20 protein-coding genes are annotated in these 25,719 nt (G+C 28.5%); 2 read left to right on the top strand and 18 right to left on the bottom strand.

Translation table 11 applies throughout. The annotated features are described in order from the left end of the window. Positions 1 to 141: 141 nt before the first annotated feature. Both Q0F58_RS05565 and galU read right to left on the bottom strand, forming a co-directional pair. Positions 142 to 1,224: a glycosyltransferase gene (locus tag Q0F58_RS05565; protein ID WP_294373456.1), complete on the bottom strand. Its 1,083-nt coding sequence runs from the start codon at positions 1,222 to 1,224 to the stop codon at positions 142 to 144. Positions 1,225 to 1,828: 604 nt separating this feature from the next. Next, on the bottom strand, positions 1,829 to 2,716 hold the full coding sequence (gene galU, locus Q0F58_RS05560; protein WP_294373453.1) for a UTP--glucose-1-phosphate uridylyltransferase GalU: 888 nt from the start codon (positions 2,714 to 2,716) through the stop codon (positions 1,829 to 1,831). 356 nt (positions 2,717 to 3,072) lie between these two features. On the opposite strand from galU, the gene brnQ reads away from it, so the two are divergent. Beyond that, positions 3,073 to 4,350: a branched-chain amino acid transport system II carrier protein gene (brnQ, locus tag Q0F58_RS05555; protein WP_294373452.1), complete on the top strand. Its 1,278-nt coding sequence runs from the start codon at positions 3,073 to 3,075 to the stop codon at positions 4,348 to 4,350. Between the two features lie 210 nt (positions 4,351 to 4,560). Here brnQ and Q0F58_RS05550 read toward each other — a convergent pair whose 3' ends face one another. From Q0F58_RS05550 to Q0F58_RS05535, 4 genes are all read right to left on the bottom strand, one after another. Further along, entirely contained in the window at positions 4,561 to 6,552 is a 1,992-nt protein-coding gene (locus Q0F58_RS05550) for a methyl-accepting chemotaxis protein (RefSeq protein ID WP_294373449.1), read from the bottom strand. Positions 6,553 to 6,767: 215 nt separating this feature from the next. After that, positions 6,768 to 7,889 carry a Gfo/Idh/MocA family protein gene (locus tag Q0F58_RS05545; RefSeq protein ID WP_294373445.1) on the bottom strand — a complete coding sequence of 374 codons (1,122 nt, stop codon included), beginning with the start codon at positions 7,887 to 7,889 and terminating at the stop codon, positions 6,768 to 6,770. 218 nt (positions 7,890 to 8,107) lie between these two features. Further along, positions 8,108 to 8,713 carry a sugar transferase gene (locus Q0F58_RS05540; RefSeq protein ID WP_294373442.1) on the bottom strand — a complete coding sequence of 202 codons (606 nt, stop codon included), beginning with the start codon at positions 8,711 to 8,713 and terminating at the stop codon, positions 8,108 to 8,110. Between the two features lie 21 nt (positions 8,714 to 8,734). Continuing rightward, positions 8,735 to 9,955, bottom strand: coding sequence for a glycosyltransferase family 4 protein (locus tag Q0F58_RS05535; protein WP_294373438.1), 1,221 nt, complete (start codon positions 9,953 to 9,955; stop codon positions 8,735 to 8,737). A 325-nt stretch (positions 9,956 to 10,280) separates the two neighbouring features. Here Q0F58_RS05535 and wecB point away from each other — a divergent pair, with 325 nt between their 5' ends. Then, a complete protein-coding gene (gene wecB / locus Q0F58_RS05530) occupies positions 10,281 to 11,345 on the top strand; it encodes a non-hydrolyzing UDP-N-acetylglucosamine 2-epimerase (RefSeq protein WP_294373435.1) in 1,065 nt (354 codons plus the stop codon). 363 nt (positions 11,346 to 11,708) lie between these two features. Here the strand turns inward: wecB and Q0F58_RS05525 are convergent, their stop codons facing one another. The 12 genes from Q0F58_RS05525 to Q0F58_RS05470 all read right to left on the bottom strand — a co-directional run bounded on the left by Q0F58_RS05525 (position 11,709) and on the right by Q0F58_RS05470 (position 25,131). Continuing rightward, on the bottom strand, positions 11,709 to 13,205 hold the full coding sequence (locus Q0F58_RS05525) for an O-antigen ligase (protein ID WP_294373430.1): 1,497 nt from the start codon (positions 13,203 to 13,205) through the stop codon (positions 11,709 to 11,711). Positions 13,206 to 13,207: 2 nt separating this feature from the next. Next, positions 13,208 to 15,073 carry a nucleoside-diphosphate sugar epimerase/dehydratase gene (locus Q0F58_RS05520; RefSeq protein ID WP_294373426.1) on the bottom strand — a complete coding sequence of 622 codons (1,866 nt, stop codon included), beginning with the start codon at positions 15,071 to 15,073 and terminating at the stop codon, positions 13,208 to 13,210. A gap of 62 nt (positions 15,074 to 15,135) precedes the next feature. Continuing rightward, complete coding sequence (locus Q0F58_RS05515) at positions 15,136 to 16,119, bottom strand: glycosyltransferase (protein ID WP_294373424.1); 984 nt, start codon at positions 16,117 to 16,119, stop codon at positions 15,136 to 15,138. A gap of 202 nt (positions 16,120 to 16,321) precedes the next feature. Beyond that, positions 16,322 to 17,176 (bottom strand): phosphorylcholine transferase LicD, encoded by an 855-nt coding sequence (locus Q0F58_RS05510; RefSeq protein WP_294373421.1) that lies wholly within the window; start codon positions 17,174 to 17,176, stop codon positions 16,322 to 16,324. Positions 17,177 to 17,647: 471 nt separating this feature from the next. After that, positions 17,648 to 18,526, bottom strand: a complete 879-nt coding sequence (locus Q0F58_RS05505; RefSeq protein WP_294373418.1) for a glycosyltransferase — start codon at positions 18,524 to 18,526, stop codon at positions 17,648 to 17,650. A gap of 185 nt (positions 18,527 to 18,711) precedes the next feature. Beyond that, positions 18,712 to 19,422 carry a Fic family protein gene (locus Q0F58_RS05500; protein ID WP_294373417.1) on the bottom strand — a complete coding sequence of 237 codons (711 nt, stop codon included), beginning with the start codon at positions 19,420 to 19,422 and terminating at the stop codon, positions 18,712 to 18,714. A 129-nt stretch (positions 19,423 to 19,551) separates the two neighbouring features. Then, the gene (locus tag Q0F58_RS05495) at positions 19,552 to 19,833 is read right to left on the bottom strand and encodes a hypothetical protein (RefSeq protein WP_294373414.1); all 282 of its coding nucleotides are present in this window, start codon (positions 19,831 to 19,833) and stop codon (positions 19,552 to 19,554) included. A gap of 244 nt (positions 19,834 to 20,077) precedes the next feature. Then, entirely contained in the window at positions 20,078 to 20,998 is a 921-nt protein-coding gene (locus Q0F58_RS05490) for a carbohydrate ABC transporter permease (RefSeq protein ID WP_294373412.1), read from the bottom strand. Positions 20,999 to 21,077: 79 nt separating this feature from the next. Further along, positions 21,078 to 21,971, bottom strand: coding sequence for a carbohydrate ABC transporter permease (locus tag Q0F58_RS05485; RefSeq protein WP_294373493.1), 894 nt, complete (start codon positions 21,969 to 21,971; stop codon positions 21,078 to 21,080). Positions 21,972 to 22,318: 347 nt separating this feature from the next. Further along, a complete protein-coding gene (locus Q0F58_RS05480; RefSeq protein ID WP_294373409.1) occupies positions 22,319 to 23,647 on the bottom strand; it encodes an ABC transporter substrate-binding protein in 1,329 nt (442 codons plus the stop codon). 739 nt (positions 23,648 to 24,386) lie between these two features. Then, positions 24,387 to 24,692, bottom strand: a complete 306-nt coding sequence (locus Q0F58_RS05475; protein ID WP_294373406.1) for a PTS sugar transporter subunit IIB — start codon at positions 24,690 to 24,692, stop codon at positions 24,387 to 24,389. Between the two features lie 118 nt (positions 24,693 to 24,810). Continuing rightward, positions 24,811 to 25,131 (bottom strand): PTS lactose/cellobiose transporter subunit IIA, encoded by a 321-nt coding sequence (locus tag Q0F58_RS05470; RefSeq protein ID WP_294373405.1) that lies wholly within the window; start codon positions 25,129 to 25,131, stop codon positions 24,811 to 24,813. Between the last annotated feature and the right edge of the window lie 588 nt (positions 25,132 to 25,719).

The raw sequence follows: 25,719 nt of genomic DNA, 5'->3' as shown, positions 1-25,719 counted from the left end.
AAAACAGAAATCATTAATATTATACACTCTTATCTTTAGGCTTTTATTTATATAATACTGCATTTTCTTGGCTCTATCAAGATATATTTCCATATTTTTATTATTTTATAAATATATACAAAACAACTTAAAGCATTTATCTTATTTCTCAACCATGTTTTTATATAGCATATCAACGTAATTAAAATTATCTTCAACGTTGTAATTTTCTTCCACAAACTTTCTTGCAGCCAATCCCATCTCACTTCTTAAATTTTCATCTTTAATTAAAGCATCAATTTTATCACATAAATCATCAACATCACCCTTTTTAGCTACAAGACTTGTAACTCCAGGTTTAGTAGATTCCATAAGACCTCCTACATCTGAAACCACTACAGGTGTTCCACAACTTTCAGCTTCAACTGCTGCAACTCCAAAACTTTCACTATCCAATGTCGAAGGAAAAACTGCCAAATCAAAATTTTGAAATTCTTTAACAACATCATCAGGATTTACAAATCCTAGGAATGTAACATCCTCTTCTATCCTTAGTTCCCTGCACAAATCTTCAAGATATTCCTTTTGACTTCCTCTTCCACCAATTCTTAATTTTAAATTTACATCTGGATTTCTATCTTTTAACTTCTTAAAAGCCTTAACAAGATATTGAATACCATACTTTTCTTCCAAAGTTTTTATTGTTCCAATAACCACTTCATTTTTCTTTATTCTTCCTGGCTTGAATCTGTTTATATCAACTCCAAATGGTGTTACTTCTATATCCTTATCTGTATATTTTTTAGTTTCATCTTTCATTACATTACTTGTTGAAAATATATAATCAGCTTTTTTAAGATTATACTTAAGCATCATTTTATGTACAGGTGACTTTATTGGAAAATCATATACATCACTTCCCCATACAGAAATTATATATGGATGATAATTAGCTAATGCTCCCAAAAGCCCATAGCTTGTAGCATAATGTGCATGAAGAATATCTGGCTTTATTTCCTTAATAAGCTGTCTTACCCTTTTAATTTTTTTGAAATACTGCAGCTTATTCTTGTCAGATGATTTTTTCATAACATTATCAGTAACATCTAGACAATGTACTTCAACACCTTCATATTCTCCGTTTCCAAGAGATATAACATGAATATCGTATCCTTTATTCTTAAAATATTCTAACCATTTATGAGTATGTGCACTATTTATATCAGCCAGATAACAGATTTTCATATTTTCTCCTCCAAATCTTTTTATTAAATATTACGATATAACATACATTTTTTAATTAATCCAATAAAGACATATAAATTCTTAATCAATAAAACTTACTAAACTTATATAAATTAATTTTGTTAACATTTTCAGGATTCTTACTAATTTATAATTTCTAAATTTTCATAACATTTATAACTATAACATATAATGCAAAATTAAAATTACATTATAAAACTTATCTGATAATTATGTATATGTAAAATTTTAAATATAAAAATAATGACAATATATTCTAATATTTTAAACACTATGATAAAATCTTATAATCAAAAAATTTTTCAAATATTTCATTATAAATTGTATATTATTAATTGAAACACATCTTTGATAATTCTATCATAATATTTTTATTTTATCTATCAAAACAAATATTTATTTCCCATATATCATATTATATTCGAAACAATTGTATTTTCATATATAATAAATGAGGATTTTCATATTTCAAAACTCTGAAATTTAATTCAAATAAATATATCTAATGGAAGTCCATTATTAATATTATTATATTGATTTACAGAATTCTACTTATGAAACATCCTCAATAATAATTTTCTATTTATTTTTCTTTATTTTCATACATACCCCAAGGCTTTGTATTCAAATATTTTATAAAATCATCTCTAAGTTCTTCTTTTTTCAATGCAAATTCTATAGTTGCCTGTAAAAATCCAAGCTTATCTCCTACATCATATCTTTTTCCTTCAAAATTATATGCATACATAGCTTCCTGTCCTATAAGAGTTTTTAATGCATCTGTAAGCTGTATCTCTCCACCTTTTCCAGGCTTTGTATTTTCTAGTATGTTGAATATTTCTGGAGTTATTATATATCTTCCTAATATCGCTACATTACTTGGTGCTTCTTCAATAGATGGTTTTTCAACCAAATCTTTTACTTTATAAACTCTATCTTCAATATGAATTCCATTTACAATTCCATATTTAGAAACACTCTCTTTGGGTACAGTCTGAACTCCCAATATAGTTGTATTATATTCGTTAAAACAATCTACAAGCTGCTTTAGACACGGTTTACTGCTGTCTACTACGTCATCACCTAAAAGCACAGCAAAAGGTTCATTTCCAACAAAAGTCTTTGCACAATGAATCGCATGTCCTAAACCCTTTGGTTCTTTTTGTCTTATGTAATGTATATCTACCATATCAGATATATCCCTTACTAATTCAAGAAGATCTGACTTTCCTGATTTTTCTAACTCTAATTCTAATTCTATAGATTTATCAAAATGGTCTTCTATACATTTTTTATTTCTTCCTGTTATAATAAGTATTTCTTCAATTCCAGATGCAATAGCTTCTTCAATAATATATTGTATTGTTGGCTTATCAACTATTGGAAGCATTTCCTTAGGTTGTGCTTTTGTAGCTGGTAAAAATCTAGTTCCGAGTCCTGCTGCTGGTATAATTGCTTTTTTTACTTTCATATATTATCGTCCTCTCATAAAGATTTTCATAAATATTTTATTAACACTTGTATTCATATGTTATCACTTTTGCTCTGTTAAATCAATTTTAGAATAAAATGGTTTTCAATTATAAAATCTTTTAAAGCCTTCATAATTCATTACAAATTATAAACTACTCATTTCCATCTTAAATGTGAATATTTTTTAAATTTTTCTTGTAATTTTATATTTTACACCTATTTAAAAAATTATTTGTTTTATTTTGTATTTTTTTGTTGATAAATTTATAATAAAATGCTAACATAAGTATACATTAATTAAAATTTTATTTATTAATTTATAAAAATCAGAATAATTTTGAGGAGAGTATATTAATGAAAAAAATAAATAAAGATATTTTAATAATAGGTTTTGCCCTGTTTGCTATGTTTTTTGGAGCTGGAAACTTAATCTTTCCACCATTCTTAGGTAATGCAGTAGGTTCACAATACTTAATTGCAAGTATTGGTTTTATATGTACTGGTGTAGGTCTTCCACTTTTAGCAATAATTGCAGTGACAAAAGGGGATGGAACTTTTGAAACAATGGCATCTAAAGTAGGTCCAAAGTTTGCTGTTATTTTTTCTACATTGTTATTTATAGCTATTGGACCAATGCTTGCAATCCCAAGAACAGCCGCAACTACTTATGAACTTGCTGTTCAGCCTAATATTCCAAAGATTACACCACTTGTATGGATGTTTATATATTTTACAATAAACCTTGTATTTGTTCTAAAAAAATCATCCATAATCGATTCAATAGGAACTTATCTTACTCCAATATTATTAGCAATTCTAGCTTTAATCATTGTAAAAGGTATAATTTTTCCTATAGGTGAAATCTTAAATACTGAAAGTGTTAATGTTCTTGGTACATCACTTACAGAAGGTTATCAAACAATGGATGCACTTGGTGGTTTATTATTTGCAGGTATGATTTCAAGAAGCATTATTGCTAAAGGTTATTCAAAAGAAGAAGTCATCCCTATGACATTAAAATCAGGTTTCATTGCTACTTTAGGTCTTACATTTGTCTATGGTGGTTTAATGTTTATTGGAGCTCAGACTTCAAGTGTTTTTACAGGAGAATTAACAAAATCAAACATACTGCTTTTTATATCTAAGAGTATTCTTGGAAATGCAGGTTCAATAATAATAGGTCTTGCAATAGCCCTTGCATGTTTAAGTACATCCATAGGACTTCTTTCAGCTGGTGCTTCATTCTTTGAAAAACTATCTAAAGGAAAGCTGAGCTACAAATTTAATGCAGTAGTTATTTCATTAATAAGTATTGTAATAGGTTCATTGGGTGTTGATAATATTGTTGTAATTTCAGGACCAATATTAAATTTATTATATCCTGTAGCTATAACATTAATCTTTACTACTTTATTTGAAGAATATATAACAAATATTAAAGCAGTAAGACTTGGAGTATATACTTCATTGATATTCGGCATATTAAGCATAATTCCAAATATCGACTTGTCATTTATACCATTTGGCAGTGCTGGATTTGCATGGCTTCTTCCAACTGCAGCTGCTATAATAATCGGACATTTTATATTTCCCAAGAAAAAAGAACTTGTTGGTTCTTCGATTTTAGAATAAATAAGAACTTTAAATTTATATAAACAAAAAAGAACTGATCTATAGGAAAAATCCTTGTTATCAGTTCTTTTTTATTTTGTATATATAAAGTTATATATATATATAATAAAAGTGAAATCCACCTAATTCTATCTATGCATTTTTCTTAATCATATATAAAAATATGTGATTCGGTATTGTTCATTGTATATCTTGCAAGGCTAATTACATTTAAAATTTAAATTTATTTACTTCATTAATCATATTATTAGACTTATCTTCTAAATCTTTAGCTGCATCAGCTACTACTCCAGAAGAATATTTTATTTCAGTAGAAGAAGATTCAACCTCTTCTGCTGCTGCAGAAGTTTCTTCAGATACAGCAGTTATTGATTCAACTTTTTCTAAAATGCTGTCTTTTTCATCATTAATATCTAATATTGCTTTAAATGTCTTATCTATTTTAGGTGTAACTTCTTCAAGCATATGAGACACATCTTTAAATGAATCTATTGCTTCCTTTACTGAACTAGTCTGTTTATTGAAATTATTGTCCACTTCTTCAGTTGTATCTATCATCAATGCATTTTCTTGTGATACTGTATTAATCAATTTAGATATGTTTTTAACAGAACTCTGAGATTGTTCTGAAAGTTTTCTTATATCCTCTGCAACCACTGCAAATCCTCTTCCTGATTCACCTGCTCTTGAAGCTTCTATTGCAGCATTCAATGCAAGGAAATTTGTCTGTTCTGCAATTGAATTAATAATTGCTGTTATAGAATTTATTTTTTCTATATTTTCCGAAGAATGATTTATTTTTTCTCTTAAATCCTTAAACTGCTTATTCATAGACTTTATAATTGATGATAAAATTTTAAATTGTTCCTCTGCAATATCAGTAACTTTAATAACTTCTTTAGAACTTCCTTCAATATCTCTCAATGAATCAGTTACCGTATTCAAATTATCTGAAAACTTTCCTAATATTGCTGTTATATTTGATAAATTATCACTCTGCGATGCTGCTCCCAAAGTAACCTCTTTTATTGCACATGATACAGAATCTATAGAACTATCCATTTCCACAGAATTTTGAGATAATTCTTCTGATGCACTTTGTATTTCATTAAAATTTGTTATGACATTATTCAATATTCCTTTTATAGAAACTTTCATCTTGCTTATAGCCTGAATCATTTCACCAGTTTCATCTTTTACTGATAAATGTTTTTCATCTATCTCCTTAGAAAAATCTCCTTCTGAAATAGGAATTATGTAGTCTATAGCATGTTTAATGTTTTTACCTATTCTAGTCGCAAAATTATATACTATAAACAATGATAAAACTAAAAATATTATTGCAGTTATAAATATATTGCTTTGAAGTTTGGTTAAATTAGAGAAAACTTCATCCTTATCAATTACAGCTGCCAGTGACCAGGATGTTCCTGGAACTAATGCATATGACATGTACTTTTGTTGTCCTTCATACTCATATTCACCATTTCCACTTTCTCCATTTATCATTTTAGTCTCTAAATCAGCCAGTTTTTTTAATGAAGAATCTTTTTCTGCATTTTTTATATCATTGTCCGCATTAATAACCAAATCGCTATTGTAATGTGCTATTTTGGTTCCATCATTTTTTATCATAAATATTCTTCCAGTATCACCAAACTTAATATCTTCAGATATCGAACTTATGCTGTCTCCCTTCATAGTTGCTGATAAAAATCCTACTATTGTATCATCAACCTTTATTGGAGCCATAGCAACAACAACTAAAATATGTTCAGTACTGCTTATAAGAGGGTCTGAAATTGCTGTTTCCCCTTTTTTTGCCTTTTTAAAATATTCTCTATCTGAAATATTAGCAGCTGTTCCATTACTGTAAGCTATATTTCCATCTAAATCTGTCAACCCCATCTTAACATAATCATATTTTTCTATATATTCATTAAGAATATTAAATTTTTCTTCATTTGATTTACTCTGATCTCTGATTTGATCATTAGATGCAAGTAATTCTATTATATCTTTTTCATTCTGTATTCTGCTATTTACTATTTGTGCGCTCTGTTCATTTATTGTAGCCATCTGTGATTCTGATAATGATTTAAAAATCTTTTCAGACATTACTGTAATAGTAACACTCAATATTCCAACCAACGCAACAATCAATACAGCTGTTGAAGTAATTATTTTTGTCTTTATTCTCATAAACCCACTCCCCCTATATAAAAAAAACGTTACATTTTAAGCTATTTATTGAAAAATATTGCAAAATAAAAACAACATTTTTAATTATAGCACATTAAAAATAATAATAATAGTTAATTCATTATATTTGATTATTGGGGTATAAAAATAAGACTGTTAAATAAAAAAATAAAAATATTTCTTCATTTAACAGCCATATAATAAACTCTTATCAATTAATTTTTATGTCTGAATTCAATTCTTCCTTTAAACTGATCTTCCATATCAGTTGTTTTAAATTCTGTAAATGGGAATTGTACTGGCATTCCTGTCTTTCTTGATTTATATGCTGCTAAAATTATTGACATGGCTTTTTTACCTTCTTCACCACTTATTAATGGTTCTCTGTCATTATTTATAGCATCGATTAAATCCTTAAATAGTGGAGTATGTCCCTTACCATAAACATTATCTATTTTAGTGTTTACTTCTTTCTTTACAGCTTCTTCGTCTTCACCTTCAAATCTCCATGTTTCAAGTTCATTGTTAGCAAGTCCCCCAATACATACAGCTCCATTCTGACCAAATATGCTTAAGGTTTCTTCTAAATTCTTTGGATAGACACATGCTGAACCTTCAACTATTCCAATAGCACCATTTTTAAATCTTATTACTATTGCACCAAAGTCTTCTGCTTCAATATCTCTAAGATATGTATCACATTCTGCATACACTCTTTCAATTTCTCCACCCATCATCCATTGTAATAAATCAATATTATGTATACACTGGTTCATTAATGTACCACCATCTAATGCCCATGTACCTCTCCAAGGCGCCTGATCATAATATTCCATATTTCTATTCCATAGAATTCTTGCAGTACCATTTACTAACTTGCCAAATTTACCATCTTCCATAGCCTTTCTTAATTTTTGTATAGGCTTATTAAATCTATTCTGATGACATACGCAGAGTTTAACATTGTTTTCCTTTGCAACTTTTATCATTTCATTAGCATCATCAATAGACATTGCCATTGGTTTTTCTATTAATGCATTGCATCCTTTTTTCATAGAATAAATAGCAATTTCTGCATGATATCCACTTTCAGTTGCTACTGTAACAACATCAATATCTTCTTTTTCAAGCATTTCCTTATAATCAGTATATGTATGTACTGAATTTTCATCTGCTCCTGTCTTTTCTATATATTCAGCTTTTTTTGCTTCAGCTTTTTCTGAAATAACATCACAAGTAGCTGCAAGCACAGCTTCTTCTCTGTTATTTGCTAAAGCTTCAACATGTTTATAAGAAATTCTTCCACAGCCAATTATGGCAAATCTTAATTTTTTCATTGTATATCAACCTTCTTTATTAAATAATCTCAAAATTTATCCACAAATTAAAATTCAAATATAATCATTATCCACAATTTAGTGCACATTACTGTTATTAAATATATATTCCAATTGACAATGTATGGTGAAATCCACTAACTGCACTATGTATATGTTATAATAAAATTTCTATAAATCAAAGAGATTTCATCCTTAATTGCCAATTGTACATTGAATTAAATACATTTCAATATAGTCTTAAATATTATATATACATCTAAAAATATATTGCTTTTATTTATATATTCCATGTTAAGTGCCAGTTTATCCGGCATTATTGTATTTATATAGAATTCATCTGGATTTTCAGCTTTGCCAAGAAGTTCATTTTCATCTCTGTATCTTATAGATGCAAGATCTGTAATACCCGGCTTTACATCAAGAACTTTTCTCTGTTCTTCAGTATACATATTAACATACCTTGGCACCTCTGGTCTTGGTCCTACAAGACTCATATCTCCTTTAAATACATTTATTAATTGAGGAAGTTCATCTATTTTATATTTTCTCAAAAAAGCTCCTATTTTAGTTATTCTGCTGTCATTTCCAACAGTTATCTGCCTTCCAAGTTTTTCTGCATCAACAACCATTGTTCTGAATTTTAAAATCTTGAACTCTTTTCCATTTTCCCCTACTCTTATCTGCTTGAAAAATACTGGACCATCTGAACCCATTTTAATTCTTATTGCAACAAAAAGTAAAAAGGGACTTAATATAACAAGACCTATTCCTGAACACACAATATCAAATATTCTCTTAATAACTTTATTTAAAGCGTTCATTTCTTCACTCCTGATTATAAATTATTTTTTTAACGCATTTAAAAATTTATCAGCCAGACCTTCATACATATGATTATTCAATACGTATTCTTTACCATTCTGACCCATCTTAGTCTTTTCTTCTTCACTAAGACTCTTGATTTTCATTACAGCTTCTACTACTGCATCTGGGTTTTCTGCTGGTACGCTTATTCCACATTTACAGTCACTTACAGGGTCATTTGAAGCTTCAACTGCATATATTACAGGAAGTGAAGCCATCATATAATCAAATAACTTATTAGGACTTACTCCATAATTGAATAAGTTCTGTTTCTTTAATCCAATATAACCTATATCAAGAAGTCTTAATACATTATCCATATTATCCTTTAATACAGGATCTAAAAACTCCACATTCTTTACATTATTTGTTTTAGCATATTCTATAAGCTCATTTTTAACATTTCCTTTGCCAATCAACACATATTTAACTTTCTCATCAGTTGTCTTTTTAGCAGCATCAATCATTGTACCAAGAACATTAGCAGGTGAATGATTTCCTGTATATCCAACTAAGAAATATCCCTGATTTTTAAGTTCCTGAAGTCGTTCAATTGTGCTTTCCATTGGCGCTTCTTTCTTTTCTCCAGTAAGTATTCCATTTGGAACATATACAAACTTATCTGTAGAAAATCCTCTTTCCTTTATGTGCTTATCTGCATCTGGAAGGATAGAAACAATTACATCAGAATTTTTAAATGCAAAATCTTCTGCTCTCTGAAGTACAACTATTGCAGGATTTTTTTCTGAAAATCCTCCAATTTCCATAGGACTCAATGGCCATAAGTCATGTATTTCAAAACATAATTTTGCACCAGTTCTCTTTGCAATTCTATGAGCTGGATAAATATCAAGTGGATATGTAGATGAAGCTATTACTGCATCTGGTTTATATTTATCCGCAATCTTTTTATAATTCATTCTGAGCTTCCACATGAATGTAGAAATATTTTTTATTCTTCCAACACCATTTCCTTGATATTTAGGTGTTTTTACCCATACATATGTTATTCCATCTATAATTTCTTCTTCAAAATCTTCTTTTATTACAGGATTATTTTTTCTTAAATGGGAAAAATCAGCTCCAAGTATAGTTACATTGTGCCCTTTCTTTTTCCATTCTCTTGCCATATAAAATGGTCTGAATTCCATTCCATGATAATCTGAACCTGCATAATGATTAATAAGTAAGATATTCATTGAACTTTCTCCTTCTGTTTCAATTAAAAATTGACAATCATTTATCGTCAGTCGTCCTTAACTTTTTAATTATATCATAGTAAAAATTCAAAATCTATCTCTTTTAAATTATAATCATTCCAATTTATAACTTATTTTCTTTGTAATTATCTCAAGTTTATTTTTATACTTAAATCTTTAAAGAATTTCTTCAATTATAATTGCTTTTATTAATAATTTAATAATTAATAATGTGTATATTAAGGTTGTCAATTGTCAATTAAAAGCCATATATGATAAAATATTTATAGATTTATTTCACATAAAAATTAAGGAGGAAACCTCTATGAAAATTTTAACTGTTATTGGTGCAAGACCACAGTTTATAAAAGCTGCAACAGTATCAAATAAAATTAGAAGAAACGGAAACACTGAAATATTAGTACATACAGGACAGCATTATGATAACAACATGTCTGATATTTTCTTCGAAGAATTAGGAATTCCAAAGCCTGATTATAATTTAAGCATAGGTTCTTCAAATCATGGCCATCAGACAGGAAATATGCTTATTGCTCTTGAAGATATATATTTAAAAGAAAAACCAGATATGGTTCTAGTATATGGAGACACAAATTCTACTCTTGCTGGTGCTTTATGTGCAAGTAAACTTCTTATTCCTGTTGCCCATGTTGAAGCAGGTCTTAGAAGCTTCAATAAGGCTATGCCAGAAGAACAAAACAGAATACTTACAGACCATATATCTGAACTTCTTTTCACACCAACATTAACAGCTGTTAATAATTTAAAAGCTGAAAATATAACTAACGGTGTCCATAATGTAGGTGATGTTATGTATGATGCTGTAAATTTATTTAAAGAAAGAGCAAAAGAAGTTTCTACAATAACCGCTGATTTGGATTTAGCTCCTGGAAGCTACATTCTTTCAACAATTCACCGTGCAGAAAACACAAACAGCATTGAAAGACTGACTTCAATAATTTCTGCATTAAGTGAATGTGGCAAAAAAATAGTTCTTCCTCTACATCCAAGAACTAAGAAATTCATTAATGAATATGGGCTTCATATTGGTGATAACATTCAAATTATAGATCCTGTTGGATATTTAGAAATGCTTTCACTTCAGGAAAATTCAGCCAAAATAGTCACAGACAGTGGCGGAGTTCAAAAAGAAGCATATTTCTTAAAGAAACCTTGTATAACAATGAGAGATGAAACTGAATGGATTGAAACTGTAAATAATGGATGGAATGTAATAGTTGGAAGTGATTCAGCTAAGATTAAAGATGCTATTGAAAACTTTAATCCAACTGGTACTCCAGAATCAGCTTTTGGTGATGGAAACACTTCTGAATTAATAACTGGAATAATTGAAAATTATCTATCTTAAGATATAAAAACGAAGCCTGCAACAAGTAATTATGCAGGCTTCATTTTTTTATATGAATAATGGTATAACTTTAACTTTTTATCTTTCTGACATCATCAAATTTAATAATATATATGTTCTAATAATACTTACAACATAACAATTAACAATTTTTGTAACCCCCATCATCCATTGTCAATCAAAATATATATGTTGCAAGATTAAAATTAAATCTAAAATTTAATCTAACACACAAAATACTAAAGAAATCTTGAAAAGATTTCATCCTTAATTATCAATTGCAATATATATAACATAAGGCAGCAATAAATTCAATATTGCTGCCTTTTAAACTCATTATATATTTATCAATCTATCATTAGATTATATAAGTGAATATTCTTTTATCTCTGAAGTTTTTCTATATCCATTATTATTATCTTTGTAAACCTGAATACAGCTTACAGCTAATCCAATCATAATCCAGTATGAAAATACATATGTTATTGAACTAGGTCCAAAACTTGCTGGTGCAAATGCAATCAATGCTGCTACCATTGAAAAACAGACAGAACTTTTTTTCTTTACTGCTAATACTAAATTATATATAAGGAGATATAAATAATATACTCCATATAATATTACTCCAGGTATTCCAAAGTCACCTAATATCTCTATAGGATAACAGTGAGGACTATATATACTTCCTGTATTTCCTTGATCTTTTATATATTGCTCTACATTTCCAACACCAAATCCCTGAAATCTCTTTTCAGTTATTACACCGTTAAGCACATCTTTTATTATTGCCATTCTATTAAGAGTTGAGTACTCTCCTGTTTCCTCACCAGCTACCATGCTTTCTAATGAATGAAGCTTTCCTGTAAGTGTATTCATCTGCATTTCCTGACCATCTACAGGTTTTATATTCATCATATTAGGTGCATAAAAAAACGATACTGTCATCCCTGCTATTACAATTACAGGATAAATCATCTGCTTTATTCCTATTTTCCTTATATTCACTATTGTATATAGAATGAAAACTACAGTACCAAATAGAAATGCAACATATCCTGTTCTTGAAGTAGTAATTATAACCAATGCAAAAGCAATAATTGATATAAAGCTAAACCATACTTTAGCTATTACAGATTCAAATTTATAAATTGCAAATAAACATACTGGCATAAGCATTGCAAGCTGGGCATTAAGATTATTTGTATTATAAGAGAATACTATAGGCCTTGCTTGAATTATGTTTATGTGTAGTTGTGAAAGACTCTTTATAAATCCATCAATATAATGTCTTACTGGAAGCTGCTTTCCTAATAAAACTTCTACTAATCCAATCACAACAACTATAGACATGAGATATAAAATCAGCCTTACAGTTGTATTTAAGCGTTCTTTGTTTATGTTATATGCCATTAAACATCCTATAAAAGCAAACATCATCATATATATTGCTATATACTTTATTGATAACCTTCTATTTATTGCCCATATTATGCTTATGCACATATAAATAAACCACACTACATAAATACACAGAACTTTTTTATCAAGCTTTAAAAATACTTCACGTTCTGTAAAAACCTTATATAATGACATTAATGTAAATACTCCCAAAACAATGTGAAATAAATATACTGACTGAATTCCTGGTACATACAAAGTATAATCAAATATTACAGCTGTTAAAAGTGCTCCATAAAGCACATCATACATACTTTTATCTCTCATAAGCATTACTGCCCCTGCAAATGCTGCAATAAATAATCCACTTACAAGATAACTGCCATTAATAACTCCCATTACTCCTGCAATAATAATCACTAACGCCAAAGCTAAATTTCTAAACTTTTCTTCTCTAGACATCTCTACTCCTTATCTGCATTTTCAGCAGCAACTTCATCTTCATTTTTATAATGATATGTTGGAACTATAATCTGCATCTGATGCTTAATCTCATCAATGTTATCCATCTGTAATAACTTTTTAAGCTGTTCCAGTTTTACAGTTAATTTATCCATATCTTCAAAAGTAGGCTTTCCTACATAAATCTTTTTATGAACTGTATCCTGTAATCCTTCCTCACTCATAAGCAGTTCTTCATAAAGTTTCTCTCCTGGTCTTAAACCTGTAAATACAATTTTTATATCTTTATTTGGTTCAAGTCCTGAAAGTCTTATTAAATCACATGCCAGATCATATATTTTTACTGGTTTACCCATATCAAGAACGAATATTTCTCCACCTTTAGCAAATGCTCCTGCCTGCAATACAAGCTGTGCTGCTTCTGGTATAAGCATAAAGTATCTTATTATTTTTTTATGTGTAACAGTTACAGGGCCTCCATGTGCAATCTGTTTTTTAAATAATGGAATTACTGAACCATTACTTCCTAAAACATTACCAAATCTTACTGCTACAAATTCTGTCTTTGACTGCTTATCCATAGCCTGAACAATCATTTCACATAATCTCTTTGATGCTCCCATTATGTTTGTTGGGTTTACAGCCTTATCAGTTGAAATCATTACAAACCTTGATACATTTGCTGCACTTGCTTCAAGAGCTAAATTTAATGTACCAAATACATTATTCTTAATAGCTTCCTTAGGGCTGTCTTCCATTAATGGAACATGTTTATGAGCTGCTGCATGGAATACAACATCAATTTTATATTTGCCAAAAACTTCATGAAGTCTTTCCCTGTCTCTTATTGAACCAATAAGAACTGACATATTCATATCAGGAAAATCTTCTTTAAGCTCATTCTGAATATCATAAACATTGTTTTCATAAATATCAAACAATATAAGTCTCTTAGGCTGGAATGCTGCAATCTGTCTGCATAACTCAGAACCTATCGAACCTCCCGCTCCAGTTACTAAAATAGTTCTTCCTTTTATATACTCTTCAATCCCCTGATTATCAAGCTGAATAGGATCTCTTCCCAATAGATCTTCTACGTCAACATCCTTTATTCTGCTTACAGTAGCTTCCCCGCTAAGAATTTCATACATACCTGGAATTATTTGAAGTTTACAATTTGTGTTCTTACATATTTCAATTATTTCTGCCTTGTTCTTTGCATCAATAGATGGTATTGCTATTACAATTAAATCTATTTCCTGTTCTCCAACAATATAAGGTATATCATATCTGTTACCTTCTATTTTTACACCAGATATTCTCTTTCCAAGTTTATCTTTATCATCATCAATAAGAACTATAGGATTATATTTAAGTTCTCTTCTTGCCATCATTTCATTTATTATCATTGTACCAGCAGAACCTGCTCCTACAATCATTACTCTTCTTTGATCAGCAGAATACTTGAATGGTATATATAAAAGAGTCCTTCTATATACCCTATAAAGAATTCTGTATCCAAGGACAAAGAAAATACTTAAAAGTATTCCTACAACCATAACATTTAATGGTATTGTTGATCCCAGCGGACTTCTTGTATATGCAATAGATAATATTCCCGCGGAAATATTTCCTCCAACACCAAGAAGAAACTCATCAGTTCCTGTCAGATGCCATAAGCTTTCATACATCTTAAATAAATAAAAACATACTATGTAAATAAGACTTAAAGCTATTACATCATGACTATAAATTTTAGCTATCTCTGTAAAGTCTTCACCTTTTACTATATTAATAGAAAACAGATAAGCCATATTGACCATGAATATATCAATCATCATAATTATTAATGTTTTCCATCTTTTCACTTCAGCTTTCCTCCAATCTGGAAAGATTTTTGCTATAAAGCAATTTAAACCTTTGAATAATTCTATCTTAACTTATTAAAAACTTTTAACATTAACTTAGGACAATATCTTATTCCTTCACTTTGAATAAAGTATCTAATGTTGCTTTTATTAAATTTCTGCATCTTATAATGCTTTAACGCTTCTTTTACTGCACTATCATTTAAAAACTTAAAAAGAGCATCGTGAAACTTTTCATCTTTTGATAAAATCGAAAATACATGTGATATAGAATATGGTATTTTGTATTCTACAAGAAACTTTTCAATTTCTTTTAAATTACCTTTTTCTCTTATATACTGTAATAAGTCTACATACGAGTTATAGCAGTCAATATGTTTTAATGATACATTCTGAGTTATGCCATTTTCCCATATAACATAATACGCTAGAACCTCATTAACAGAAATAACTCGATTTGCTTCAATCAAAGCTTTTACTATGAAGACCATATCTTCTCCATATTTTCTATTTGTATCAAAGAAAATATTATTATCCTTGATTACAGAAGTTCTATAAATTCCACTTCTCATTCCTATGGTAATCTCATCTGCAAGCTGCCTTAAACCAGCTTCTCTTCCAGTGATGAAATCACTGAGGTATTTGGTTCTGCTTTTCACCAATACATTGCCACAAGCATCAACTTCACTATAATCACAGAAAACCACATCACACTTTGTCAGTTCAGCCTTTTTTACCATTAATTCTATAAATTTTGAATCTATGTAATCATCTGAATCTAGAAAAGTAATATACTCTCCAGCAGCCTGCTTTATCCCTTCGTTTCTCGCTACACTGACACCTGAATTTTTTTGTGTAATAATTCTATAATCTATCTCAGAATTTTCCAATAGAGATTTTGCAATATCTATACTCTTATCTTTTGAGCCGTCATCTATAAGAAGGAATTCAAAATCCTTACAAGTCTGATTTATAACAGATCTTACACATTTCTCAATACAGGCTTCTACATTATAAACAGGAGTAATTATAGATAATTTTGTCAAAACTCCCACTCCTTATAAAATAATTATCAATTTTAAAATTTGATTTAACATTAAAAACTGCATTTCATTTATTAACAATTTAAATTTTCATACTATCTTTAAAACAATATTAATATTTATCATCCATCTTAGAATTATACTAATATTGACCACCATATGCAATATTTATACCTATTTCTTAAGCAAAACTTCACAAACTCCATTAAAGATTTTTCAGTTTTTTAATACCCTTTGCATGCCACTGTCTATCTTCTTCTTTTGGAAGTGTCATATAATCACCATACAGCTGAGTTAGAATGGCATCATAGTTTTTGGGGGCATAAAAATAATTTCCCTCAAATTCAAGTTTCTGAAGTTCGAAATAATCTTCTTTTTTATAGATATATTCACTCCATACTGTATCTAAACCATAGCCCATATATGGAGAGTTTACATCATTCCATGAAACTAAAAAATCAAAAAACTTCTTTCTTCTCTTATAAGGAAATATTGCCCTTACAATTCTATAAAAAGTAAATGTAATCCTATTTTTTGCACTTAATTTTTCAGGTTTTTCACGAATTCTTATAAAACTTTTTAATACATTATAACTTAATGTTCTCTGAAGTTTATATACCCATCTTTTTTTAGGAAGACTATCATATGGGAAAACATCTATAAATAATCCATTATGCATTTTATTATTTTCAGCAATATTTTTTTCAATTAAAAGTGTACCATTATATCTTACTTTACATGGAACCTGGTAAATATCATAATACTCATCAGTCTCAAATGTCTGTAAGAATAAATAATCAGGAAGTTCTTTCTTTGCAATATCAATAAATTTTTCATAGTCTTTTCTAGGCATTCCAATATCCACATCATCATCCCATGGTATAAATCCCTTATGCCTGACAGCTCCTATAAGTGTACCTCCATCAAGAAAATACTTAAGTCCATGTCTTTCACATATTTTATGAACTTCCTTTAATATATCAACCATTAAAAGCTGGGCATCTCTTAAATTTAAATCTTCATAATCACTTTCATTATATTGAAATTTTTCATTAACCATTATTTCATCCTTTCCAAATCTGAACAAATTCCAAATCAGTTGTCTTAAATCAAAATAATATAAGTATTTTTGTCAATCAAATTTATTATACCATAAAATTAATAGTGAATATTAATCACACTAAATTATTTTACTATGGAGAATTCCTACATTTTAAATGAGCAAATTTCATATTTGCTCATGGGGTAAATATCTAGTTTTGATCTTAGATTCGTATTTTCTTTTGAAGAAATTTTAAATTTTCAACCAAAATCAAAATTAGAAATGATTTTATCTGAAACCTACAATGTATGATATAAATATATATTTTAAAACTGAATATAAAATTTAAAAAGCAAAAACATGGGTGTGTCGCACAAAGATCAAATTATACAATATTATAGTATTAAAAGACTTGCTTAATACTATATAATATAACATTTGAATTTGTTAATGCTACAGCCCCATGTTTTATTTTATTAAAATATGACTTTAAACTGGATTATTTTTTGCCTTTAAATACAGTTTAGCTGCAGTAGGAACATCACAAACATATAAAAATCTTTTTGCCAATCCAATAAGCCATTTATTTATGAATTCCTTGGCTTCATCAGTTTCACTACTGCACTTATTATCAAAAATTTGTTCCTTTACTATTCTTTTATATTCTCTTTTATTTTTCTTATATAATACTTTACTTAATTCTACTGTTTGTTCATGCATAAGCTGTGATTTGCTGTCTGAAAAACTTTCACCATATATCCTATATCTAAATAGATGTTCTGGAATATTATAAATCTTGCTCTTTTCAGCAATTCTCGTCCATAACTCATAATCTTCTACTGCACTAAAATCATTACTTCCATATAAATTTTTCTTTAACAGCTCAGCCCTTATCATAACACTTCCATGAACCAAAGGACATGTTAATGATAAAAATAATTTTATCAAATCTGGATTTGATGGATAACTTACATTTCTCTGCACTTTTCCTTGAGCATCTATAATGTTATAACATGTTCCAACCATGCCATAATCACTGTGATTCTCTAAAAATTCTACTTCCTTTTCAAATCTCTCAGGCATTGATATATCATCACAGTCCATTCTTGCAATATATTTTCCTCTTGCAAGCGATATCCCTTTATTTAATGATGCAATTAATTTTAAATTCTTCTCATTATGTACCAGTCTTATACGCGGATCATTAAAACTTTCTATTATCTCAACACTCTTATCAGTAGAACCATCATTTATTATCAAAAATTCAAAATCCTTATATGTCTGATTAAGAATGCTTTCCATTGCTTCCTTTAAAAATTTTTCTCCATTATATACTGCCATTAACACAGTTATCATTGGTCTATCCATAAAAATTCTCCTCTTTATCTTTATTTAAAAACATTACTTTTAAAATTTTATATTCTAAATGATATATCTTGCAAGATCAAAATCACATATAAAATTTACCTAATATATAAAAACACTAAAAAAATCTTCGAAAGATTTCATCCTTCATTGTCAATTGTTCATCGTCCATTATCAACCGCAATAGCTTAAAACATATTTTTATTTTCTAGAATAAAATTTTTCTGTCTTTCTATATATTCTATTAATGGCTTTACATTATCCTCTGATGATTCACCTAATGCTTTCTTATACTCCTCTGATGATTCACCATTCATATATTTCAATTCAAGTCTATCATCAAGAAGCTGCTTTAGATAAATAAATCTCCCTATTCTTCCATTGCCATCTTGAAATGGATGTATACATTCAAATTCAAAGTGAAACTTACAGACATCATCAATTGTAACTTTTTCTATTTTATTAAAATTTTCAACTAAAGCCTTCATTTTCTCTTCAACTTCCCATGGAGCAGCTGTATCAAATCCAGCTCCAGGTATTTTGTTTGCATACTTCTTAAATATTCCTGCCAGTCCCATATCATATAACCTTGTTCTATACATAAGACTTCCATGCCATTCTTTTATCATTTCCAATGTAAGTTTCTTTCCAAGACTGTCAGTTACCATATCAAATGTATAAAATGAATTTACAGTTTCCTGAACATCATCTAAAGTGTGAGTTCCCTGTACTATATTTTTTTCAAATAAAAGCTGTAATGCTTCTGTTGTAAAAGTACTTCCTTCTATTTTATTTGAATGATATATAAAATCATATTTTAGTATTTCATTCAAAGAATTATGAATACCTTTAGTTTCTTTTAATATCTGTAAAAACTTTTCATAATCAATTTTATTCATTTATAACCCTGCTTATAATAATAGTTTCTTCAATTATTATAACCTATATCTCATTTCTTTAAAACAAAAAGGATGCTAGAATTGTTCTAACATCCTTTTATATTCTCTAATCATAGTACAAAATCATTTCTACGCAGACTTTTTATTAATATCGTATGGAGTTTTACCTTCTTTCAAAAGTTCATTTATATGTTCTATAAGCTGTGGTAATTCTTTCATTGTATTTATAGTAAAATGTGCTCCTGAGTCAATAAATCCCTGTTTTGTTTTACTTATCAATTCTTCTTTTTTGTCTTCAGACATACTATTAAATTCATCACTGCTGACTCCCATATTAGAACTTCCAATTATAACTCCTACAGTCCATACTCCTGCAGCCAGACCTTCCAAAATTATCCACAGATTGTACAATAACACAATTTCCTAAAGAATAAAAATCTACTTTATAGACTGTGTAGTTCTACCTTTTTTCAAAGTTATTCGCAAATTGTCCACAAATATAAATTTCTATAGAATAAAAAAGAAACTGCTGTATAAGATTAATTTATAAAATATCAATATTGTATTTAAAACATACTTGATATTTTAACTGTAATCTTTAATACAACAGTTTCTTTTAATATATTCATCTATTTAAATTTTTAATTAATACATCTTATTTATCAGCTGTAACTCCGCCTACTCCTTTAATAAACCATTTCTGAGCTACTAAGAACAATAGCAATAGAGGAAGAACAGCAATTGTACTTGCAGCCATTATTTCAGGCCACTTCATTCCATAAGCTCCATCCTGAATGAAGAACTGTCTTATTCCTGCTGAAATCAAAAACTTCTCAGGACTTTTTGTTATAAGTGATGGATACATATATTCATTGTAGTATGTAACAAAACTTATAAGAATAAATGTTATAAAAGTAGGTTTTGTTAAAGGAAATACTATCTTCCATAATATTTTAAAGTGTGATGCTCCATCAATTCTCGCTGCTTCTATAAAGCTCTTATCAACCTGCATAAATGCCTGCTTCATCAAAAATATTCCTAAGACATTTACAAGATTACTTATTGTAAGACCAGTAAGAGTATCTAATAAATTAAGTTTTCCAAGTATTATATAGCATGGAACATATGTTATAGCTGATGGAAGCATATATGTTCCCATAATTACTACAAATAATAATTTTCTTCCTCTGAATTTAAGCTGAGTAAGAGCATATGCAATCATGGCTGAACTTACTGTCTGAAATATGACCTCAATTGTTGCAACTGAAAAACTATTAAATAAATATGTTTCAAAAGGAGCTTCTTTAAATACTTCTAAAAATATACCCCAATTAGGTGAATCAGGAATTATCTTTGGTGGAAATGTGAAAATTTCCTGTTTTGACTTAAGCGCACTTGATACCATCCATACAAAAGGGAAAAAAGTAATTATGCTTATAAATATTAACATTAGATGTTTCATTAAAATCCCAATTTTTTGTTTTAGTGTTTTTCTATTTATCTCAATATCATTCTCTATTTTCAAACCATTCTCAATATATAATTCATCAATACCATCATTCATATTTATATTCATAATACAAATTCCCCCTAATTTAATTAATAATTATCATTTCATATATATTCTGCATTGAGTTTATCAACTTCACAACTTTCTAATAATGTACCCATTTCTTTGATGCTGCAAATTGAATACCTGAAAGACACCCTACTATAACAAGCAGAACTACTGCTATAGCTGTTGCTTCTCCAATATTAAAGTTTTCAAATGCCATTTGATAATATAAATAAAGTATAGTTCTTGTACTTCCAGATGGTCCTCCTTGAGTAAGAACCTGAATCTGATCATAAGCTTTTAATGAATCGATAGTTGTAATTATTGTCAAGAAAAAAGTAGTAGGTGATATAAGAGGTAGTGTTATACTCTTAAATTTCTGGAATCTTCCTGCTCCATCAACAGATGCTGCTTCATATAATTCCTTTGGAACTCTTTCAAGTGCAGTAAGATAGAATATCATTGCCCATCCAAATCCTTTCCATATTGTGACGAGTATAACTGCATACATTGCTGTATCAGAACTTTGAAGCCATTGACTTTTTGGCAGATTAAAAAGCTGTAATATAAAATTTGCCAATCCATACTGAGGTTCAAAAATCCAGCTCCATACTATTGAAATAACAACAGTTGGAGTAACCCATGGTGAAAAAATAACGGCTTTATATATTGCACTTCCTGCAAGTTTCTCTTTTAAAAGAACTGCTGTAAAAAGTCCACCTGCAATGGTAGGCACTAATGTTCCAAGTGTGAAAACAACAGTATTTTTCAATGCATCATAAAACATGCTGTCTGAAAATATACTTCTGTAATTATCAAGTCCAACTATATTATAAGTTGAGCTCATATAATCCCAATCAGTAAAGCTCATAAATATTGCTTCTGCCATTGGAAACAGCCAGAAGATTCCAAGTGGAATTAATGCTGGCAATATAAATATTAAAACCCTCACTGCATTTTTAATTTTTTTCTTCCTATATATTCCGCTTTCCACCAACACTTTAATTACTCCTTCTTTATAAAAATTTGTTGTTAAATTAATTACATATTCCAATTGACAATGAAGAACGAAATCCTTTCAAAATTTCGTTAATTGTTATGTAGTTTTATTATTAGAACATATAAAATTGTTTCTTTGTGATTATTATACGTAATGTTTAAATTTGAATATATATCACAATAAATGTATTAATTCACAGAATTCAATACATTTATTGCTGACATATTTCAATTGAAAATGAATGATGAAATCTTTTTAAGATTTCTTTTATCATAAGAACAAATATATATAATATTTGTTCTTATTTGCTCTTAACATTAAATTGATATTATTAATAATAATTATTTATTTAATTCATCAAGAGCTTTTTGAGCAGTTTTTTGAGCTTCATCTAAAGCTTCTTTTGCTGAAACATTTTCTATTTCAACTTTATCTGCTGCAATTTTAAGAGCATCTGATATTTTTCCACCTGTTGGATCTATAAATGCCTGTGAAGCGTGCGCTGCCTGTAATGTTGGAACTAATGCATATGGCTTATCACTTACATATTCTTTAAATGCTTCATCATTAGGACTTTCTTTATTTACTGCAATATAACCTGAAGCTATAGACCATTCCGCATTAACTTTTGCACTTGTAAAGAATTTAATGAATTCATAAGCACCTTGTTTTTGTTCTTCGCTTACACTCTTAGGTATTACTAAAAATCTTGCTTCTGCAATTGGTTTTGCTTCTTTACCATCTTTAAATGCTGGTTGTTCACATGCTGATAATATGCTGAAATCTAAATCTCCCTGATCTCCTGCTGATCCTGTATATCCAGCTGTTTTCTGTTCCATTGCATCTGCAACTGTATCATTCCAATACTGCCATCCTTGTCCACCTGAATGAATTCTCATTATCTTATCTTCATGAATCCATTTTCTAAAGCTGTCCCATACTTCAACCCATTCATCACTATTAATTAATACTTGTTTACCATCGTCACTCAATACTTGTCCACCATTGCTCAAAACTGCATCAACTAAGTTGTCTGATCCTTTCATTGGTTCCCATCCATAGAATGAAACTTCATCACCATCTTTTTTAACAAGCTTTGCAGCATCTTCTGCTAGACTAGTCCATGTTTTCATTGTATCTTCACCTAATCCTGCATCAGCAAATGCTTTAGTATTATAATATAAAACCTGAGTTGTTCCATATACAGGGAATGCATATAACTTATCCCCTTGCTTTCCTGCTCCAATAAATGCACTTAAGTAATTATCTTCTTTATATTCTGAATCCTTACTTGCAAGTTCATTAATATCTGTTAATAAATCCTTTGAACCTAATGTATATTGTTTGTCTGGTTCTAAAAGAGCTAATGCTGGAGTTTTGTTAGCTGATATTGCTGCTTGAAGATTTTTATAAGTTGTATCATAATCATCCTGAGCTACAGGCTTAACTTCATATTTATCTTGTGAATTATTGAAATCAGTAACTATTTTCTGCATGCTTTCATCAAGCTTTCCACCAAGTCCATACCAATATTCAATTTGAATTTTTCCATTATCAGATTTAGTTTCCTGAGATGCCCCATTTTCATTTTTTGCCCCACATGCCATCATACTTCCTGCTATTATGGAAATAAGACCTGCTGCACAAATTTTCTTTATAAATTTGTTCATTAATATATCCCCCCGAATATGTGTTAAATTGATTTTTAATATTTGTCTAAATTCTATTAGTATTTTTTAAAGTTCATTTTCTGAACAAAATTTATAATAGCAGTGTTCATTGTTCATTGCAATATGTTCAATAAAAATTCTTTTATTCTTTTATTTTTTTACATTTATTATACTTTTTAACTTTTTCTAATATATTATCAATGTACAATGGAGAATTGTCAATTTATATATTCTTATATTTTTTCAAAAAGCATACATACCTTTCAATAATATACTTTCATGTTTAATGATCAAAATAATGCTCCACTCCCATTTCGTAGATAATACTTTAGACTTTTCATTACTTTTAATCTATTGATATAACTAGGTTACGCTTTTTTTAATTCTATAAACTCTTGCACAACAAAAAAGAGCTCAGAAATTCTGAACTCCTTTTTTGATTGAAATATTTAGTTTAAATATATCTTTAAATTGTTAATAAAAGGGCTACTTTTTCGTTCAATGTGTTACTAACTGACATAATAAATTTCCCCCTTAAAAATTTAATAATTTAATAATATGAATAATTACAAAATAATATTTGCTATTATTTTCCCTTAACTTTTATTTAATGTAATCTATTATACAATTTGTAATCTATTACATTAAATATATAATGTGACTATGTATTCATATCTTTAATACAGTATATTTTGTAAATACATTATGTAATATGAATACATGTCATTTTATATAAATACTATTTTTTTAAGCTTAATGCTAAATCTAAAACTTTAGCTCCATTCATCATTCCATAATCAACCATTGGTATAACTTCTACTGGAATTCCTTTTGGATCACAAAGAGCTTTTGCATTAGCTAATCTGTAACCAACTTGTGGTCCAAGTAATGCAACATCCATTGAATCTAAATGCTTGTCTAATTGTGATTCTGGATAAGCATTGATATCTACTTCTACTCCTTTAGCTTTTGCAGCATCTTTCATTTTGTTAACTAAAACACTTGTTGACATTCCTGATGCACAGAATAATTTAATTGTTACCATAATTGGTTCCCCCTTTTAAATAACTTCTTCTAAATAAATTACTTTTTGTTTACTATATATATATTATATACCATTTTTTCTTGAATGTAAATATTTACTTTAAAATTTGTAATAACTTTTATTTTGTTAAAGTATTTACAACTTTTCTCAATTCCATGATTTGTTCTATTAAATTCTTTTCTGATATAGCTGTCATTAAATGGTCTTGAGCATGTACAAATAAAATTGAGAATTCAACTTTTTCTCCAGCTGCTTCTTTTTGTAACATTTCAGTTTGTGAATCATGAGCTTTTGCTAAAGCTTCATTTGCTAATTCCATTTCTTTATCAGCTTCATCATATTTTCCTTCATTTACTTTACTCAATGCCATGTAAGCATGATTCTTACAGTCACCTGCATTAATTATTATATTCATGATTTGCATTTCTAATTGTTCCATATTATAAGTCCCCCACCTTCTGTTTTTTTCCTTACACAAATATATAAAGCAAATTGCGTGCCAAACACTTAACATTTTTATATATTTTTTATTTTTTTAATTAAATATCACCTTCTAACACCTCTATTTTTAAAGCATTAAGTAATTTTAGTTTTTTTCGCAAAAAAGATATATTTTTTAATTTAAATATATATTCATTGCTACTGTTTGATGCTATTTTTTAGTGTTTGATATTATAAACTTACTGTTTTACTCCAAATACAAAAAATAAACACTAACTAATTGATGTTTGACCATTAATTAACTATTATGATATTATTCTCATATAAACAACGTATTATTTTACTTAATTAAGCTATAATTTAAACACTAAAATACAGATTTGATTCATAGTATGTTGTGTGTTCTATATATTGAGAATTTAAAATCGCATCATATAATTTGTCTAACATATGTAAGAATACAAAAAATCTTATCAAGATTTTATTCTGAATTATGCATTGCATATGGTTAATTGCAATATACAAACACATAACAACAAAAGAAATCTTGTAAAGATTTCATCCTCAATTGTCAATTGTCCATTGT

Source organism: uncultured Clostridium sp., from assembly GCF_934754915.1.
GTDB lineage: Bacteria > Bacillota > Clostridia > Clostridiales > Clostridiaceae > Clostridium.
The sequence above is the reverse complement of the archived record's forward strand: the minus strand, read 5'-3'. Positions and strand labels throughout refer to the sequence as shown.